The sequence below is a fragment of the Citrobacter amalonaticus genome, assembly GCF_018252635.1.
In the GTDB taxonomy this organism is placed as follows: Bacteria; Pseudomonadota; Gammaproteobacteria; order Enterobacterales; family Enterobacteriaceae; genus Citrobacter_A; species Citrobacter_A amalonaticus_E.
This window is the reverse complement of the sequence record NZ_JAGTXM010000004.1, coordinates 266,508-280,773: the sequence shown is the minus strand read 5'-3', so window position 1 is coordinate 280,773 and position 14,266 is coordinate 266,508. Positions and strand designations below refer to the sequence as shown.

Annotated in this window: 17 protein-coding genes; 11 read left to right on the top strand and 6 right to left on the bottom strand. The window is 51.2% G+C overall.

The genetic code is table 11. The features are described 5' to 3' along the window. The first annotated feature begins 362 nt into the window (after positions 1–362). The 4 genes from KE671_RS14145 to KE671_RS14130 all read left to right on the top strand — a co-directional run bounded on the left by KE671_RS14145 (position 363) and on the right by KE671_RS14130 (position 2,600). On the top strand, positions 363–545 hold the full coding sequence (locus KE671_RS14145; RefSeq protein WP_044257720.1) for a general stress protein: 183 nt from the start codon (positions 363–365) through the stop codon (positions 543–545). An 84-nt stretch (positions 546–629) separates the two neighbouring features. Next, positions 630–1,130, top strand: coding sequence for a ferritin-like domain-containing protein (locus KE671_RS14140; protein ID WP_206163445.1), 501 nt, complete (start codon positions 630–632; stop codon positions 1,128–1,130). 64 nt (positions 1,131–1,194) lie between these two features. After that, complete coding sequence (locus KE671_RS14135) at positions 1,195–1,701, top strand: ferritin-like domain-containing protein (protein ID WP_043000521.1); 507 nt, start codon at positions 1,195–1,197, stop codon at positions 1,699–1,701. A gap of 20 nt (positions 1,702–1,721) precedes the next feature. After that, complete coding sequence (locus tag KE671_RS14130; protein ID WP_206163444.1) at positions 1,722–2,600, top strand: manganese catalase family protein; 879 nt, start codon at positions 1,722–1,724, stop codon at positions 2,598–2,600. Between the two features lie 75 nt (positions 2,601–2,675). On the opposite strand, the gene ompW is transcribed toward KE671_RS14130, so the two are convergent. Continuing rightward, positions 2,676–3,314, bottom strand: a complete 639-nt coding sequence (gene ompW / locus KE671_RS14125) for an outer membrane protein OmpW (protein WP_206163443.1) — start codon at positions 3,312–3,314, stop codon at positions 2,676–2,678. Positions 3,315–3,672: 358 nt separating this feature from the next. On the opposite strand from ompW, the gene KE671_RS14115 reads away from it, so the two are divergent. The 4 genes from KE671_RS14115 to yciA all read left to right on the top strand — a co-directional run bounded on the left by KE671_RS14115 (position 3,673) and on the right by yciA (position 7,871). Further along, positions 3,673–4,416, top strand: coding sequence for a YciC family protein (locus KE671_RS14115; RefSeq protein ID WP_206163442.1), 744 nt, complete (start codon positions 3,673–3,675; stop codon positions 4,414–4,416). Positions 4,417–4,471: 55 nt separating this feature from the next. Beyond that, a complete protein-coding gene (locus tag KE671_RS14110; protein ID WP_046481035.1) occupies positions 4,472–5,011 on the top strand; it encodes a septation protein A in 540 nt (179 codons plus the stop codon). 175 nt (positions 5,012–5,186) lie between these two features. Next, entirely contained in the window at positions 5,187–7,373 is a 2,187-nt protein-coding gene (locus KE671_RS14105; protein ID WP_206163441.1) for a TonB-dependent siderophore receptor, read from the top strand. A 99-nt stretch (positions 7,374–7,472) separates the two neighbouring features. Next, positions 7,473–7,871, top strand: a complete 399-nt coding sequence (gene yciA, locus KE671_RS14100; protein WP_206163440.1) for an acyl-CoA thioester hydrolase YciA — start codon at positions 7,473–7,475, stop codon at positions 7,869–7,871. A gap of 48 nt (positions 7,872–7,919) precedes the next feature. On the opposite strand, the gene tonB is transcribed toward yciA, so the two are convergent. Beyond that, on the bottom strand, positions 7,920–8,636 hold the full coding sequence (gene tonB, locus KE671_RS14095; RefSeq protein ID WP_206163702.1) for a TonB system transport protein TonB: 717 nt from the start codon (positions 8,634–8,636) through the stop codon (positions 7,920–7,922). 212 nt (positions 8,637–8,848) lie between these two features. Here tonB and KE671_RS14090 point away from each other — a divergent pair, with 212 nt between their 5' ends. After that, positions 8,849–9,145: a YciI family protein gene (locus KE671_RS14090; RefSeq protein WP_046481037.1), complete on the top strand. Its 297-nt coding sequence runs from the start codon at positions 8,849–8,851 to the stop codon at positions 9,143–9,145. A 41-nt stretch (positions 9,146–9,186) separates the two neighbouring features. Here KE671_RS14090 and KE671_RS14085 read toward each other — a convergent pair whose 3' ends face one another. Then, the gene (locus tag KE671_RS14085; RefSeq protein WP_086512586.1) at positions 9,187–9,360 is read right to left on the bottom strand and encodes a YciY family protein; all 174 of its coding nucleotides are present in this window, start codon (positions 9,358–9,360) and stop codon (positions 9,187–9,189) included. Positions 9,361–9,501: 141 nt separating this feature from the next. Between KE671_RS14085 and cls the strand changes: the two genes are divergently transcribed. After that, positions 9,502–10,962, top strand: coding sequence for a cardiolipin synthase (gene cls / locus KE671_RS14080; RefSeq protein WP_206163439.1), 1,461 nt, complete (start codon positions 9,502–9,504; stop codon positions 10,960–10,962). Positions 10,963–10,996: 34 nt separating this feature from the next. After that, positions 10,997–11,326: an HI1450 family dsDNA-mimic protein gene (locus KE671_RS14075; protein WP_061077689.1), complete on the top strand. Its 330-nt coding sequence runs from the start codon at positions 10,997–10,999 to the stop codon at positions 11,324–11,326. A gap of 37 nt (positions 11,327–11,363) precedes the next feature. Here the strand turns inward: KE671_RS14075 and KE671_RS14070 are convergent, their stop codons facing one another. The 3 genes from KE671_RS14070 to oppD are packed head-to-tail and all read right to left on the bottom strand — an operon-like array spanning position 11,364 to position 14,262. Continuing rightward, positions 11,364–12,200 (bottom strand): ion transporter, encoded by an 837-nt coding sequence (locus tag KE671_RS14070; protein WP_206163438.1) that lies wholly within the window; start codon positions 12,198–12,200, stop codon positions 11,364–11,366. 47 nt (positions 12,201–12,247) lie between these two features. Beyond that, entirely contained in the window at positions 12,248–13,252 is a 1,005-nt protein-coding gene (gene oppF, locus KE671_RS14065) for a murein tripeptide/oligopeptide ABC transporter ATP-binding protein OppF (protein ID WP_061077691.1), read from the bottom strand. Continuing rightward, the gene (oppD, locus tag KE671_RS14060; RefSeq protein ID WP_206163437.1) at positions 13,249–14,262 is read right to left on the bottom strand and encodes an ABC transporter ATP-binding protein; all 1,014 of its coding nucleotides are present in this window, start codon (positions 14,260–14,262) and stop codon (positions 13,249–13,251) included. Before oppD ends, oppF begins: the two co-directional genes overlap by 4 nt. Between the last annotated feature and the right edge of the window lie 4 nt (positions 14,263–14,266).

Below are 14,266 nucleotides of genomic sequence, written 5' to 3'. Positions count from 1 at the left end.
TCCTCAGAACGATCTTTCAGATCTGCGACCAGGAATATTCTTAAAGGGACATTCTCATGATTATTGACAATGTCAACCCACCCATATAAACGTAAATTTACGTCAATATCATTAACGTTATTAATATAACCACACATTATGATACCCTATGTTATTAATAGAAAAGTGAACTATAAAGCGTTAACTCGCTCATTTTTAAAGAACAGTATTATTATTTTTGATGGCTGCAACACATTATATTCCTCCCCGCATGACAAATCCGTAAAAATTTGACTATCTCGTGATAGCAACTAATTTTAGAAAGGTACCGACACCGGTCACAAATTAACACTTATGTTTACTAACGAAACAGGAGAAATAACATGGCCGAACATCGTGGTGGTTCTGGAAATTTCGCCGAGAATCGTGAGAAAGCATCAGAAGCAGGCCGTAAAGGTGGTCAGCATAGCGGTGGTAATTTTAAAAACGATCCGCAACGTGCTTCTGAAGCAGGTAAAAAAGGCGGCCAAAACAGTCGCGGCGGAAATAAGTCCGATAAATCGTAATGACCTTCTTATTAATGATTTTTAAGATTTATCGTTAACGCTGCGAGTCTTTTGACTCGCAGTATCATCCCGAGGAGAATAGAGATGAATATTAAAACTGTTGAAGATGTTTTTATCCACCTGCTTTCAGACACCTACAGCGCAGAAAAACAATTAACTCGGGCGCTATCTAAATTAGCCAGAGCCGCCTCCAGTGAAAAATTAAGCCAGGCATTTCAGTCCCATCTTGAAGAGACGCAGGGGCAAATTGACCGTATTGATCAGATCGTTGAATCCGAAGCGGGTATTAAAGTAAAACGCATGAAGTGCGTGGCTATGGAAGGGCTGATCGAAGAGGCGAATGAAGTCATTGAGAGCACCGAGAAAAACGAAGTGCGGGATGCTGCGCTTATTGCCGCCGCACAGAAAGTTGAACACTACGAGATTGCCAGCTACGGCACCCTTGCCACTCTCGCAGAGCAACTGGGCTATCGCAAAGCAGTGAAACTGCTGAACGAAACCCTGGAAGAAGAGAAAGCAACCGATATTAAATTGACCGATTTAGCCGTCGGCAATGTTAATCAGAAAGCACAAAACAAACCCTGACTTATTTTTATTTCCGCTATTCAATCTTCACTTTTAATTAATTCATTCCCAGAGGACATTACAAATGAATGCTATCGAACATTATCATGACTGGCTTCGTGACGCCCATGCTATGGAAAAACAAGCCGAATCAATGCTGGAATCCATGGCGGGTCGTATCGATAACTATCCTGATCTTCGCTCAAGAATTGAGCAGCATATTAGCGAAACCAAACATCAAATTACGATTCTGGAAGAGATTCTCGACCGCAATAATATCTCACGTTCTGTAATTAAAGACTCTATGAGTAAAATGGCCGCGCTGGGTCAATCCATTGGTGGTATTTTTCCATCTGATGAAATCGTAAAAGGTTCAATTAGTGGTTATGTTTTTGAACAATTCGAAATTGCCTGCTATACCTCCCTGCTTGCTGCGGCGCAAAAAGCAGGCGATACCGCCTCAATCCCGGCCATTGAATCTATTCTCAATGAAGAGAAACAAATGGCTGACTGGCTTATTAAGCATATTCCGCAAACAACAGAACAATTTTTACTGCGTTCTGAAACTGACGGCGTAGAAGCCAAAAAATAACAAATACATCAGGAGGCATAATGTTTCGACACGTTAAACAACTTCAATATACGGTGCGAGTCAGCGAGCCTAACCCTGGTTTAGCGAATCTTTTGCTGGAGCAATTTGGTGGCCCACAGGGCGAACTGGCTGCGGCATGTCGTTACTTCACTCAGGGCCTGAGTGATGATGATGCAGGACGCAAAGAGATGCTGATGGATATTGCGACCGAAGAACTCAGCCACCTTGAAATTATCGGCTCCCTTGTCGGGATGCTGAATAAAGGGGCAAAAGGCGCCTTGGCCGAGGGGACGGAAAATGAAGCCGAACTCTACCGATCTTTAACGGCAAATGGTAATGACAGCCATATTACCTCGCTGCTGTATGGCGGCGGTCCGGCCCTGACTAACTCCGCCGGCGTACCCTGGACTGCGGCGTATATCGATACGATTGGCGAAGTGACAGCTGATTTACGCTCCAATATCGCGGCTGAAGCCCGCGCTAAAATCATCTACGAGCGCCTGATCAACGTAACGGACGATCCCGGTGTTAAGGATGCACTGGCATTTTTGATGACGCGCGAAGCGGCACACCAGCTCTCCTTTGAAAAAGCGCTCTACTCCATTCGTAATAACTTCCCGCCGGGCAAACTGCCTCCGGTCGAACAATACACAAATGTGTATTACAACATGTCGCAAGGCGACGATCCGCGTGGAAGCTGGAACAGCGATGACTATTTCGATTACGTTGCCGATCCACAGCCTGCCGTGGATGGAGGAGATGGCCTGGCGACCGTCAAACTGACTAAAGAGCAACAGGCGATGGTCAAAGCCATGGCAAAACGAACCCAGTCCGATCCGAACGTAGACCCCTTAACCGGCGCTGAGCTGGGCGATGGCGAACCAAAGGATAAAGCATAAGCAGGTGTAACGATAAAACCGTGTGTGTCATGTCCCTGTTGACCCCGTAAATACGGGGTCTTTTTTTTAGGACAATCAGAAACGGTAACCGGCAGAGAACATAAATACCCACGGATCGAGGCGGATATCGTCATGTTGCTTAACACCACCAAGCTTGTAGTCCGCGGTGGTATCGATATCCATATACCAGACTGACATGTTAATCAGCCAGTCACGGTTGATCAGATAGTCCATCCCAACCTGACCTGCTGCCCCCCAGGAATCTTTAAGACTCAAATCGGAAACGCCGGTCTCTTTGCCATTCTTATTGACGTCAGTATTAAAGAAGGTCGTGTAGTTAACCCCAACACCGACATACGGCCGCAGCTTGCTGCTGGAATCACCGAAATACCACTGCGCCATCAGGGTTGGCGGCAGGTGATGAACGGTGGCGATATCACCGGTCGCCTGCGTGCCCACTTTATGGCGGAATGGTGTTGCCGCCAGCAGTTCAACACCGATGTTTTCGGTCGCCATGTAAGTGAATGTCAGACCCAGTTGCGTGTCGTTACTGACGTTAAAGCCACCTAAATGACCTAAGGTGCCGTCGGCGCCTTCCGTCGGTCTTACCGTCGCCGAACCGGCGCGAATAAAGAACTCGCCAGCTTCATGCGCATAAACGCTGCCGGAGAGAAGAGTACTTACTGCCAATGCCGCCACTGTTAACTTTTTCATACCCGCTCCATCGTTATGGTTATAAATGCGTCACGAATATACCTACATTGGAGTAATAAGTGATCTAACCTGGATCACATTAGGCCGTGTAATTTAACATTTATTGATCCAGATTAAGTTAGAAGTAGCATTCAAAATCCTGGTTATTCGTATTCAGATCAATTTTGTAATATTTACTGTGTGAAAGTATTTTCTTGTTTTTTGTGGTGGCAACGTCATCACGCAGTGGATTTGTTGTTCAAATTACTCTGGCTTTACAAAGATATGCTTTTCCATACACCCCTTGATGCTGCCACTGCGCGGTTATCCAGGGTACAATTGTTCGCTTAACAACACCTGCAGAACTCAAGGAGAGTGCATGTCTATCACGGCGCAGTCCGTATACCGTGACACCGGGAATTTTTTCCGTAATCAATTTTTAACCATCCTGCTGATCTCGCTGCTGTGCGCGTTCATCACGGTGGTATTAGGGCATGCCTTCTCACCCAGCGATGCGCAGATTGCGCAACTGAGTGAAGGGGATAATATTGCGGGAAGCGTGGGCTTGTTCGAACTGGTACAAAACATGACGCCGGAGCAGCAGCAGATCCTGTTGCGCGCCTCGGCAGCGTCCACCTTTTCAGGATTGATTGGTAATGCCGTCCTGGCCGGTGGTGTACTGCTGATGATTCAGTTAATTTCAGCCGGTCATCGCGTTAGCGCCCTGCGCGCTATCGGTGCCAGTGCGCCGATCCTGCCGCGTCTGTTTCTCCTGATTTTACTGACGACCCTACTGGTACAACTCGGCATTATGCTGGTGGTGGTGCCTGGCATCCTGTTGGCTATCCTGCTGGCGCTAGCGCCGATTATGCTGGTGCAGGATAAAATGGGTGTATTCACCGCAATGCGCAACAGCATGCGTCTGGCGTGGTCTAATATGCGGCTGGTCGCCCCGGCGGTAATGGGCTGGTTGCTGGCAAAAACGCTACTGTTGCTGTTTGCTTCGAGCTTTGCTGCACTTGACCCTAACGTTGGCGCCGTTATCGCGAATACGTTGAGCAATCTGATTTCCGCCATATTGCTCATCTACCTGTTCCGTCTGTATATGTTGATTCGCCAATAACCCTGTCTGCGTCGCCGGCAGAAATGCCCGACGCGTTTGATTACGGAATCGAAGAATGAAGCAGTTTCTTGATTTTTTACCGCTGGTTGTCTTCTTTGTTTTTTACAAAGTGTATGACATCTATGCGGCCACCTCAGCGCTCATTGTCGCAACGGCTATCGTGCTCATCTACAGCTGGGTTCGCTATCGCAAAGTTGAGAAAATGGCGCTGATCACCTTTGTTCTGGTTGCCGTGTTCGGCGGATTGACCATCTTCTTCCATAACGATGAATTTATTAAGTGGAAGGTAACGGTGATTTACGGCCTGTTTGCCGGTGCGCTACTGGTTAGCCAGTGGATCATGAAAAAACCGCTGATCCAGCGCATGTTGGGTAAAGAACTGACCCTGCCACAGCCCGTCTGGTCGAAGCTCAATCTCGCGTGGGCCATCTTCTTTATTCTGTGTGGGCTTGCCAATATCTACATCGCCTTCTGGCTGCCGCAAAATATCTGGGTGAACTTTAAGGTGTTCGGCCTCACTGCACTGACGCTGATCTTTACCCTGCTGAGCGGCGTCTATATTTATCGTCATCTCCCGCAAGAAGATAAATCATAAACCTACATCAAACCAGGCCTATAGGCCTGGTTTTTCTTTCTGCACATTCTCTGACGTACCTGCCCTAAATTGCATGAATCATGAAGATATTGTGGAGATTGCCTTCACAATATTGTAATGAGAATAATTATCATTGATATTCCGTATCGCATTTTAACAATATGGATGTCAGTTGATGAATACGATAACAAAAATCTCGCCGCGCCCTCTGGCGCTTTTGATTGCCACGGCATTAAGCGCAAATGCATTCGCCGCAGACGAGGTCATGAATGACGGTGAAACGATGGTCGTCCAGGCCACCGCAGAAGAAGCCCTCAAGCAACAGCCCGGTGTTTCAATTATCACCGCCAAAGACATTGAAAAATCCCCGCCGGTCAACGATCTCTCCGATATCATTCGCACCATGCCCGGTGTCAATCTTACGGGCAACAGCGCCAGCGGCAGTCGGGGAAATAACCGTCAGATTGATATTCGCGGCATGGGGCCAGAGAACACGCTGATCCTGATTGACGGCGTACCGGTCACCTCGCGAAACTCGGTGCGCTATAGCTGGCGCGGCGAGCGTGATACCCGTGGTGACACAAACTGGGTACCGGCAGAGATGGTCGAACGTATTGAGGTTCTGCGCGGCCCGGCAGCAGCGCGTTACGGTTCCGGCGCGGCAGGAGGCGTAGTCAATATCATCACCAAACAACCCACGAACGACTGGCATGGCTCGCTGTCTCTTTATACCAATCAGCCTGAGAACAACAAAGAAGGTGCCACTAAACGTGCGAACATCAATCTGAGTGGCCCGCTCATTGACGATGTTCTCACCATGCGCCTGTACGGCAACATCAACAAAACCGACGCCGATGCGGCGGATATCAATACCCAGCAAAATGGATCCTATGCCGCCGGGCGCGAAGGGGTACGCAATAAAGACATCAATGCCCTGCTCTCCTGGAAACTGACGCCACAGCAAATTGTGGATTTTGACTACAGCTACAGCCGTCAGGGCAATATCTACGCCGGAGATACTCAGTACAGCAACAGCAACGTCAGTCCTGACGGATTAATCAGTTCTCTCTATGGTGATGAAACTAACCGGATGTATCGCCAGTCATGGGGGCTGACGCATAACGGCATCTGGGACTGGGGGCAGTCCAGATTTGGCGTCTATTACGAAAAAACCAACAACACCCGGATGCAGGAAGGCTCGACCGGCAAAGTGGAAGGTATGATCAATAACACCGAATACGCCACCAGCCGCCTGGAATCGTATCGTTCTTCCGGAGAGCTCAACATCCCTGTCTTCTGGCTGGTTGATCACACCCTGACGCTAGGTGCGGAGTGGAACCGTGACGAACTCAATGATCCGGCGTCCATGCAGGCCACCAGCGCATCTGGCGTGCAAATTGGCAATGTCTCCGGTGACGCGTCCAGCCGCAGTACCAAAAATAGCGCCACGCTCACCGGTATCTATCTGGAAGATAATATCGAAGCGCATCCTGGCACGGATATTATTCCGGGGATCCGTTTTGACTATCACGATGAATTTGGCAGCAACTGGAGCCCCAGTCTGAATATGTCGCAGGAACTGGGCGATCTGTTCAAGCTGAAAGCCGGGATTGCGCGGGTCTTTAAAGCGCCAAACCTGTATCAGTCCAGCGAAGGTTATTTGCTCTCAACGCGTGGCAATGGTTGTCCGAATACTATCGCCACCGGCAGCTGTTATCTGCTGGGCAATCCGGATCTCGACCCGGAAATCAGTATCAACAAAGAGATTGGCCTGGAATTTAATTACGCCGGCTGGGATGCGGGAATCACCTGGTTTCGTAACGACTATAAAAACAAAATCGTCGCCGGGACCGATATTATCGGTTATGCCTCTAATGGGAATAACATCCTGCAATGGGAAAATGGCGGCAAAGCGATTGTCGAAGGTCTGGAAGGTAACGTGGTGATCCCTCTGCTACCAGAGACGTTAAGCTGGCGCACAAACGCGACGTATATGATCAAATCCGAGAACAAGGACACCGGTAACCCGCTCTCGGTGATCCCGAAATACACCATTAATACTCTGCTCGACTGGCAGGTGAACGACAAACTCTCCACGCAGCTACAGTGGACGCAGTACGGTCGACAAAAGCCGCGCGAGTATGCTGAAACACGCAACGAAACGGGTGCGATGTCGGATAAGGAGATTGGAGCCTATGCGGTTGTCGGACTTGGTGCTAATTACCAGATGACGAAAAATCTGCGCCTGAACGCCGGGATCAGCAACCTGTTCGACAAGCAGATCTATCGTGAAAACGATGGCGCCTCGACCTATAACGAACCCGGACGCGCTTACTATGCCGGCGTAACAATGTCATTCTAACCACCCAAACGCCCGTCTCGCGGGCGTTTCCCCTCTGTTCTCCGTGTTAAAATCATAGTAGCATCGCGCCTGAAATTTTTATCTACAGTCGGTTTTACAATGACAACAACAACTCACGCCCCACAGGGCGAACTGGTTTTACGCACACTGGCTATGCCTGCCGATACCAATGCCAACGGTGATATTTTTGGCGGCTGGCTGATGTCGCAGATGGATATTGGCGGAGCCATTCAGGCCAAAGAGATTGCCCATGGTCGCGTGGTGACCGTCCGTGTGGAAGGAATGAGTTTTCTGCGCCCGGTCGCCGTCGGCGACGTAGTGTGCTGTTACGCGCGCTGCGTGAAACGCGGAACCACTTCCATCAGCATCAATATTGAAGTCTGGGTGAAGAAAGTGGCGTCAGAGCCGATTGGCCAGCGCTACAAAGCGACAGAAGCGCTGTTTATCTATGTCGCCGTGGATCCGGAAGGTAAACCCCGCCCGCTTCCGGCGCAATAAACACAAAAAAGCCTCCGTAACGGAGGCTTTTCTCTTAGCACGTCACGATCACTCGATTTGCGTGGTGCCATTCAGGCGGAAGACAATATTCACGACCAGACCTGACCCCGGTTTACCGGCTTCATAGCGCCATCTGCGCATCGCATTCTTCACTTCACGTTCAAACATGTTGGCCGGTTGCGCTGACACAATTTGTACGTTATCCACCCGTCCATCGGACGTGACATCAAACTTTACTTTTACCCGCCCCTCAATGCGCAATGCCTGAGCACGTGCCGGATACTGTGGCTGGTTACGCGTCAACGCTCGCGGACCTGCCGGGACGCTCACCGTCGGTTTGCTGGTTGCCGGCGCGGTGCTGGTGGCCGGACGCGAAGGTGCGGTATTCTCAAATGGCGACGCCTGGCGCGGTTCAACGGGCTTAACATCACGCTTCGGTTGTTCCTGCACCTTTTTCACCGGTTTCGGTTTTGGCTTCGGTTTGGGTTTCGGCTTCTCGATAACAACCGGCGCCTCTTTGGGCGGCTCGGGAATCGGCTCCGGCTCGGGTTCAGGTTCGACAATCGGTTCCGGCGGCGGCTGGACAGCCTGTGGCGGTTCCAGATCGGCCGGCGAAACCATTGTTACAGAGATGGGCTGCGCAGGGGCAGGCAATTCAATAACCTGATGTACCGAGGTATACAAGAGTCCCGCCACTAAAGCGCCATGGATGCCAACGGAGAGCAGCGTCGGCCAGGGAAAGCGACGAGGTAAATCAAGGGTCATTGAAGTCATAATCGTTTCAGTTGAAAAACCAGGTCTCGATTTTAAATGCAAATAGCAATCATATTCAATAAGCCATCACCATAAGCCCCATTTTTATCCCAAAAACACCCGGACAACCGTACGGCCTTAACAAGGCTGTCATCTTTGCGTTGCAGTAATGAGACCTTTCAAATAACGTATTTAGCACTTTTACCGAACAAGGAGCCCTATCCGTGCTTTATGTCATCTACGCGCAAGATAATCAGAATTCACTTGAAAAGCGTCTTTCCGTCCGCCCCGCGCATCTGGCACGACTACAGTTGCTTCACGACGAAGGACGCCTCCTGACTGCAGGCCCCATGCCAGCGGTGGATAGCAACGATCCGGGTGCGGCAGGTTTTACCGGCTCAACGGTGATTGCTGAATTTGATTCACTGGAAGAAGCGAAATCCTGGGCCGAGGCTGACCCGTATGTTGCCGCTGGGGTTTACGCGCAGGTGTCGGTGAAACCTTTTAAGAAAACGTTCTGAAAGATAGGTTCATTGGGCACCGCATGCGGTGCCCTGTTCACTCAGAGGCTATGGATCGCAAACAGCAGCGAATTACGTTGCTGATTCAGGACACACTTTCTGATTGAGTGGATCCGCATATTCCGACGCGATTGCCCTTCAAGCCAACGCGCTTTACGGCGACTGGCCTGACGCAGCATCCGCCAGCGTCCCACTTCCGTTCTACTCCGCTTCATGATACCTACTCTTACAGTGCAAGAATGGGCATTATACCCCCCGCGGACAGGCAGGCTAGCGCTTTTGCCGTGTTTTTATTTGCCAGATTAATCATGACGCGTAAACTCATAACAATACGCTTTCAAAAGGATTTTTAATCTATGACAACCTTCTACACGGTGGTGAGTTGGCTGGTCATTCTGGGCTACTGGGTGCTCATTGCCGGTGTAACATTACGTATTTTGATGAAACGTCGCGCGGTTCCTTCTGCGATGGCCTGGCTGCTGATCATTTATATTCTGCCGTTGGTCGGCATTATTGCTTATTTATCCTTCGGGGAACTGCATTTAGGTAAGCGCCGGGCCGAACGCGCTCGCGCAATGTGGCCGTCCACCGCGAAGTGGCTGAACGATCTCAAGGCCTGCAAGCATATCTTCGCCGAGGAGAACAGCAGCGTCGCCGCTTCGCTGTTCAAGCTCTGTGAGCGTCGCCAGGGCATCGCGGGGGTAAAAGGTAACCAACTTCAGTTGCTCACCGATTCTGACGATGTGATGCAGGCGCTGATCCGCGATATCCAGTTGGCGCGACATAACATCGAGATGGTTTTCTATATCTGGCAACCCGGCGGTATGGCCGATCAGGTGGCAGAATCACTGATGGCTGCCGCACGGCGTGGGATCCACTGCCGGTTGATGCTCGACTCAGCCGGTAGCGTCGCTTTCTTCCGCAGCCCCTGGGCGGCGATGATGCGCAACGCCGGTATCGAAGTGGTAGAAGCGCTGAAGGTTAATCTGTTCCGTGTGTTCCTGCGTCGCATGGACCTGCGGCAGCACCGCAAAATGGTGATGATTGATAACTATATTGCCTACACCGGCAGTATGAACATGGTGGATCCGCGCTTTTTCAAACAGGATGCGGGCGTCGGTCAGTGGGTGGATCTGATGGCGCGAATGGAAGGTCCGGTCGCCACCGCGATGGGCATCGTCTATTCCTGCGACTGGGAGATTGAAACCGGCAAACGTATCCTGCCTCCACCGCCGGACGTCAACATAATGCCATTCGAAGAGGCCAGCGGACACACCATTCACACCATCGCCTCTGGGCCGGGCTTTCCGGAAGATCTGATACACCAGGCGCTACTTACAGCAGCCTATTCGGCGCGTGAATATCTGATTATGACCACCCCCTACTTCGTCCCGAGCGACGATTTACTGCATGCCATCTGTACGGCGGCGCAGCGCGGCGTGGACGTCAGTATCATTCTGCCGCGCAAGAATGACTCGCTGCTGGTTGGCTGGGCCAGCCGGGCCTTCTTTACCGAACTGCTGGCGGCCGGAGTGAAAATCTATCAGTTTGAAGGCGGCCTGTTACATACCAAGAGTGTACTGGTCGATGGTGAACTCAGTCTGGTCGGGACCGTGAATCTGGATATGCGTAGCCTGTGGCTCAATTTTGAGATCACGCTGGTTATTGATGACGTCGGATTCGGCGGCGATCTGGCTGCCGTGCAGGACGATTATATTTCCCGTTCTCGCCTGCTGGACGCGAGTTTGTGGGTAAAACGACCACTCTGGCAGCGGATCGCAGAGCGACTGTTTTACTTCTTCAGTCCGTTGCTGTAAAACGTGCCCAAGAGACGGTAAACAGGTAGTCATTATGGATATGGATCTGAACAATCGCCTGACTGAAGACGAAACGCTTGAGCAGGCTTATGATATTTTTCTCGAACTGGCGGCCGATAACCTCGACCCGGCGGACATTATTCTGTTCAACCTGCAGTTTGAGGAGCGCGGCGGCGCGGAGTTATTTGACCCGTCGGAAGACTGGCAGGATCACGTGGACTATGACCTGAACCCGGACTTCTTTGCCGAAGTGGTGATTGGTCTGGCGGACAGTGAAGACGGCGAGATCAATGATATTTTTGCCCGCGTGTTGCTGTGTCGCGAAAAAGATCACAAGCTCTGCCATATTCTCTGGCGCGAGTAATGACAAAATGAAGAGCCGCCAGCGCGGCTCTTTTTATTTAGTCCGGCAATTTACAGCCGCAGTGGTTACAAAATTTCGCGCTAAGCTCATGTTGACTCTGCTGACACTGCGGGCATTGCCGTTGCTGATTCCGCTTTTGAAAGGCCATGCTCATATGGGTGGTAATCAATCCGGTCGGTATGGCAATTACCGAATAGCCAATCAGAATCAGTACTGACGCCACGACTCGCCCCAACGGCGTATGAGGCGTAATATCACCATATCCGACCGTCGTGACGGTCACAATCGCCCAGTAAACCGATGCATTCAGCGTGGTGAATCCATATTCTGGCCCTTCGATGAGATACATCAGCGTGCCGAAAATAATCATCAAAATGCCAATAAACGAATAAAACAGAATCAGTTGATGCCGGGCACTCAGAATCGCCTGCCAGAATACCCGTAGTGAGGGCATAAAACGCAGCAGTTTCAGGATCCGCAGGATACGAACGGCCCGCATGGCCCGCCAGGCAAAAACATAATCAAGGCTGATTTCCGGCCACAGCCACATGACATACAAAGGCAGAATAGTGGCTAAATCAATTAAGCCCCAGAAGCTGAAGACATATTTCGCCGGATTCGGCCAGCTCACTAAACGCAGTAAATATTCCAGCGTAAAGACCAGCGTGACGATCAATTCAAGCCAGACAAAAATATGCCATTCGTCATACGTCAGGTGATATTGCGTTCCAATACCTGATTCAATAAAAATAACCAGTACGCTAAGCAACGCAAACAATGCACAGAATATCTCACCCTGTCGGCCAGAAGGCGTATTCAGGTCGAACAAACGGCGATAAATCTGCCTGCGTAGCGATGACAAAGAAAACGACACGATTACCTCGGCAAAAAGAAGGGCTGACAGTTTGTCAGCCCTTGCGATTATAGCGGGTCTACTTTCAGGCAGGAAACCGCATGCCGGAAACTGCCTTCCAGTACTGGACGCGTTTTCGCACACTCAGGCCCGGCTATTGGGCAGCGGGTACGGAATACGCAGCCTGATGGCGGGTTAATCGGCGACGGTAACTCCCCTTCCAGTAGCTGAATCGTCTTGTTCTTTTCCAGATCGGGATCGGGAATCGGTACCGCCGACATCAGCGCTTTGGTGTAGGGATGCAATGGATTGTGATAGACCTCATCATAGGTTCCCAGCTCTACGGCATGACCCAGATACATCACCAGCACGCGGTCAGAGATATGTTTAACGACCGCCAGGTCATGAGCGATGAAGATCAGTGACAGCCCCATCTCCCGCTGAAGCTGCTGCAACAGGTTGACGACCTGCGCCTGAATTGACACATCCAGCGCGGAGACCGGCTCATCGCAGATGATCAGCTTCGGCTCCAGAATCAACGCCCGGGCAATCCCGATACGCTGACACTGGCCGCCCGAAAACTCATGCGGATAGCGGTTAATCAGGTTTGGCAACAAGCCTACCTTCATCATCATCGCTTTCACTCTGTCACGCACTTCCTGACGCGGCAGTTTCGGATGATAGGTTCGCAGCGGTTCAGCAATGATTTCGCCAATGGTCATACGCGGGTTCAGCGACGCCAGCGGATCCTGAAAAATCATCTGGATATCGCTACGCACGTCGCGCCACTCATCGGGTTTCATCCCCAGCAGGTCTTTACCCAACCATGCCACCCGACCATCGGTCGCTTTCACCAGCCCGATAATCGCCCGGGCAAAGGTTGATTTCCCGCAGCCCGATTCGCCAACAACCCCCAGCGTCTCCCCTTCATACAATCGCAGCGTTACGCCATCGACCGCCTTCAGCGTTTTCGAGGGCTGCCAGAACCACTGTTTGCCATCTTTAATGTCGAAATGCACCTTCAGATCGGCGATTTCGAGGAGGACTTTACGTTTTTCATCTACGGCGTTCATGCCAGATCCTCCACCGGTTTAAAGCAGGCGCGCAGGCGTCCTGGACTGAACTCCTCCAGCGGTGGAGTGGTGCTACAAATCTCCATCGCATGCGGACAGCGCGGCTGGAACGGACAGCCTTTCGGCAAACGCAGTAAGTTGGGCGGGTTCCCCGGAATAGTCAGCATCTCGTCACCTTCGCCATCCAGTCGCGGCACTGCATTCAGCAGACCAATCGAATATGGATGAACGGGCTGATAAAAGACATCGCGAGCATTACCATATTCCATAGTCCGCCCGGCGTACATCACCAGCACTTTGTCGCAAATCCCGGCCACAACCCCGAGATCGTGGGTAATCATGATGATGGCGGTGTTGAATTCACGTTTCAGTTCATTGAGAAGCGTCATGATTTGCGCCTGCACGGTGACATCCAGCGCGGTCGTCGGTTCATCGGCAATCAGTAACTTCGGCCTGCACAATAGCGCCATGGCGATCATCACGCGCTGACGCATACCGCCGGAAAACTCATGCGGGAACATCTTCATCCGCTTACGCGCTTCCGGCATTTTGACCGCATCCAGCATTCTGACCGACTCGTCAAACGCCTCCGCTTTGCTCATGCTTTTATGTAGCATCAGCACTTCCATCAGTTGTTCACCGACACGCATGTAGGGGTTCAGCGAGGTCATCGGGTCCTGGAAAATCATCGAGATCTGTTCGGCGCGCAGCTTATTCAGCTCACGCTCTGGCAGATTGAGGATCTCACGGCCGCTGAAGGTCGCCGAGCCGTCAATCCGGCCATTCGCGGCCAGCAGCCCCATCAGTGCAAACGCGGTCTGCGATTTACCTGACCCCGACTCGCCCACGATGCCAAGGGTTTCACCGGCGCGCAGCGTAAAGTTCAAATCATTCACCGCGGTAACATCACCGTCCGGGGTACTGAACGTCACACGAAGATCTTTTACGTCCAGCAGTGCGTTAGCCCTTTGCTGCGCGAACGGCACGTTTGCAGTTTCAATTACGCTCATGGCT

Bases quoted from the DNA above. Each gene is read 5' to 3' on its own strand.
- KE671_RS14145 (WP_044257720.1), top strand. From the start codon at position 363: ATGGCCGAACATCGTGGTGGTTCTGGAAATTTCGCCGAGAATCGTGAG.
- KE671_RS14140 (WP_206163445.1), top strand. From the start codon at position 630: ATGAATATTAAAACTGTTGAAGATGTTTTTATCCACCTGCTTTCAGAC.
- KE671_RS14135 (WP_043000521.1), top strand. From the start codon at position 1,195: ATGAATGCTATCGAACATTATCATGACTGGCTTCGTGACGCCCATGCT.
- KE671_RS14130 (WP_206163444.1), top strand. From the start codon at position 1,722: ATGTTTCGACACGTTAAACAACTTCAATATACGGTGCGAGTCAGCGAG.
- ompW (WP_206163443.1), bottom strand. From the start codon at position 3,314: ATGAAAAAGTTAACAGTGGCGGCATTGGCAGTAAGTACTCTTCTCTCC.
- KE671_RS14115 (WP_206163442.1), top strand. From the start codon at position 3,673: ATGTCTATCACGGCGCAGTCCGTATACCGTGACACCGGGAATTTTTTC.
- KE671_RS14110 (WP_046481035.1), top strand. From the start codon at position 4,472: ATGAAGCAGTTTCTTGATTTTTTACCGCTGGTTGTCTTCTTTGTTTTT.
- KE671_RS14105 (WP_206163441.1), top strand. From the start codon at position 5,187: ATGAATACGATAACAAAAATCTCGCCGCGCCCTCTGGCGCTTTTGATT.
- yciA (WP_206163440.1), top strand. From the start codon at position 7,473: ATGACAACAACAACTCACGCCCCACAGGGCGAACTGGTTTTACGCACA.
- tonB (WP_206163702.1), bottom strand. From the start codon at position 8,636: ATGACCCTTGATTTACCTCGTCGCTTTCCCTGGCCGACGCTGCTCTCC.
- KE671_RS14085 (WP_086512586.1), bottom strand. From the start codon at position 9,360: ATGAAGCGGAGTAGAACGGAAGTGGGACGCTGGCGGATGCTGCGTCAG.
- cls (WP_206163439.1), top strand. From the start codon at position 9,502: ATGACAACCTTCTACACGGTGGTGAGTTGGCTGGTCATTCTGGGCTAC.
- KE671_RS14075 (WP_061077689.1), top strand. From the start codon at position 10,997: ATGGATATGGATCTGAACAATCGCCTGACTGAAGACGAAACGCTTGAG.
- oppF (WP_061077691.1), bottom strand. From the start codon at position 13,252: ATGAACGCCGTAGATGAAAAACGTAAAGTCCTCCTCGAAATCGCCGAT.
- oppD (WP_206163437.1), bottom strand. From the start codon at position 14,262: ATGAGCGTAATTGAAACTGCAAACGTGCCGTTCGCGCAGCAAAGGGCT.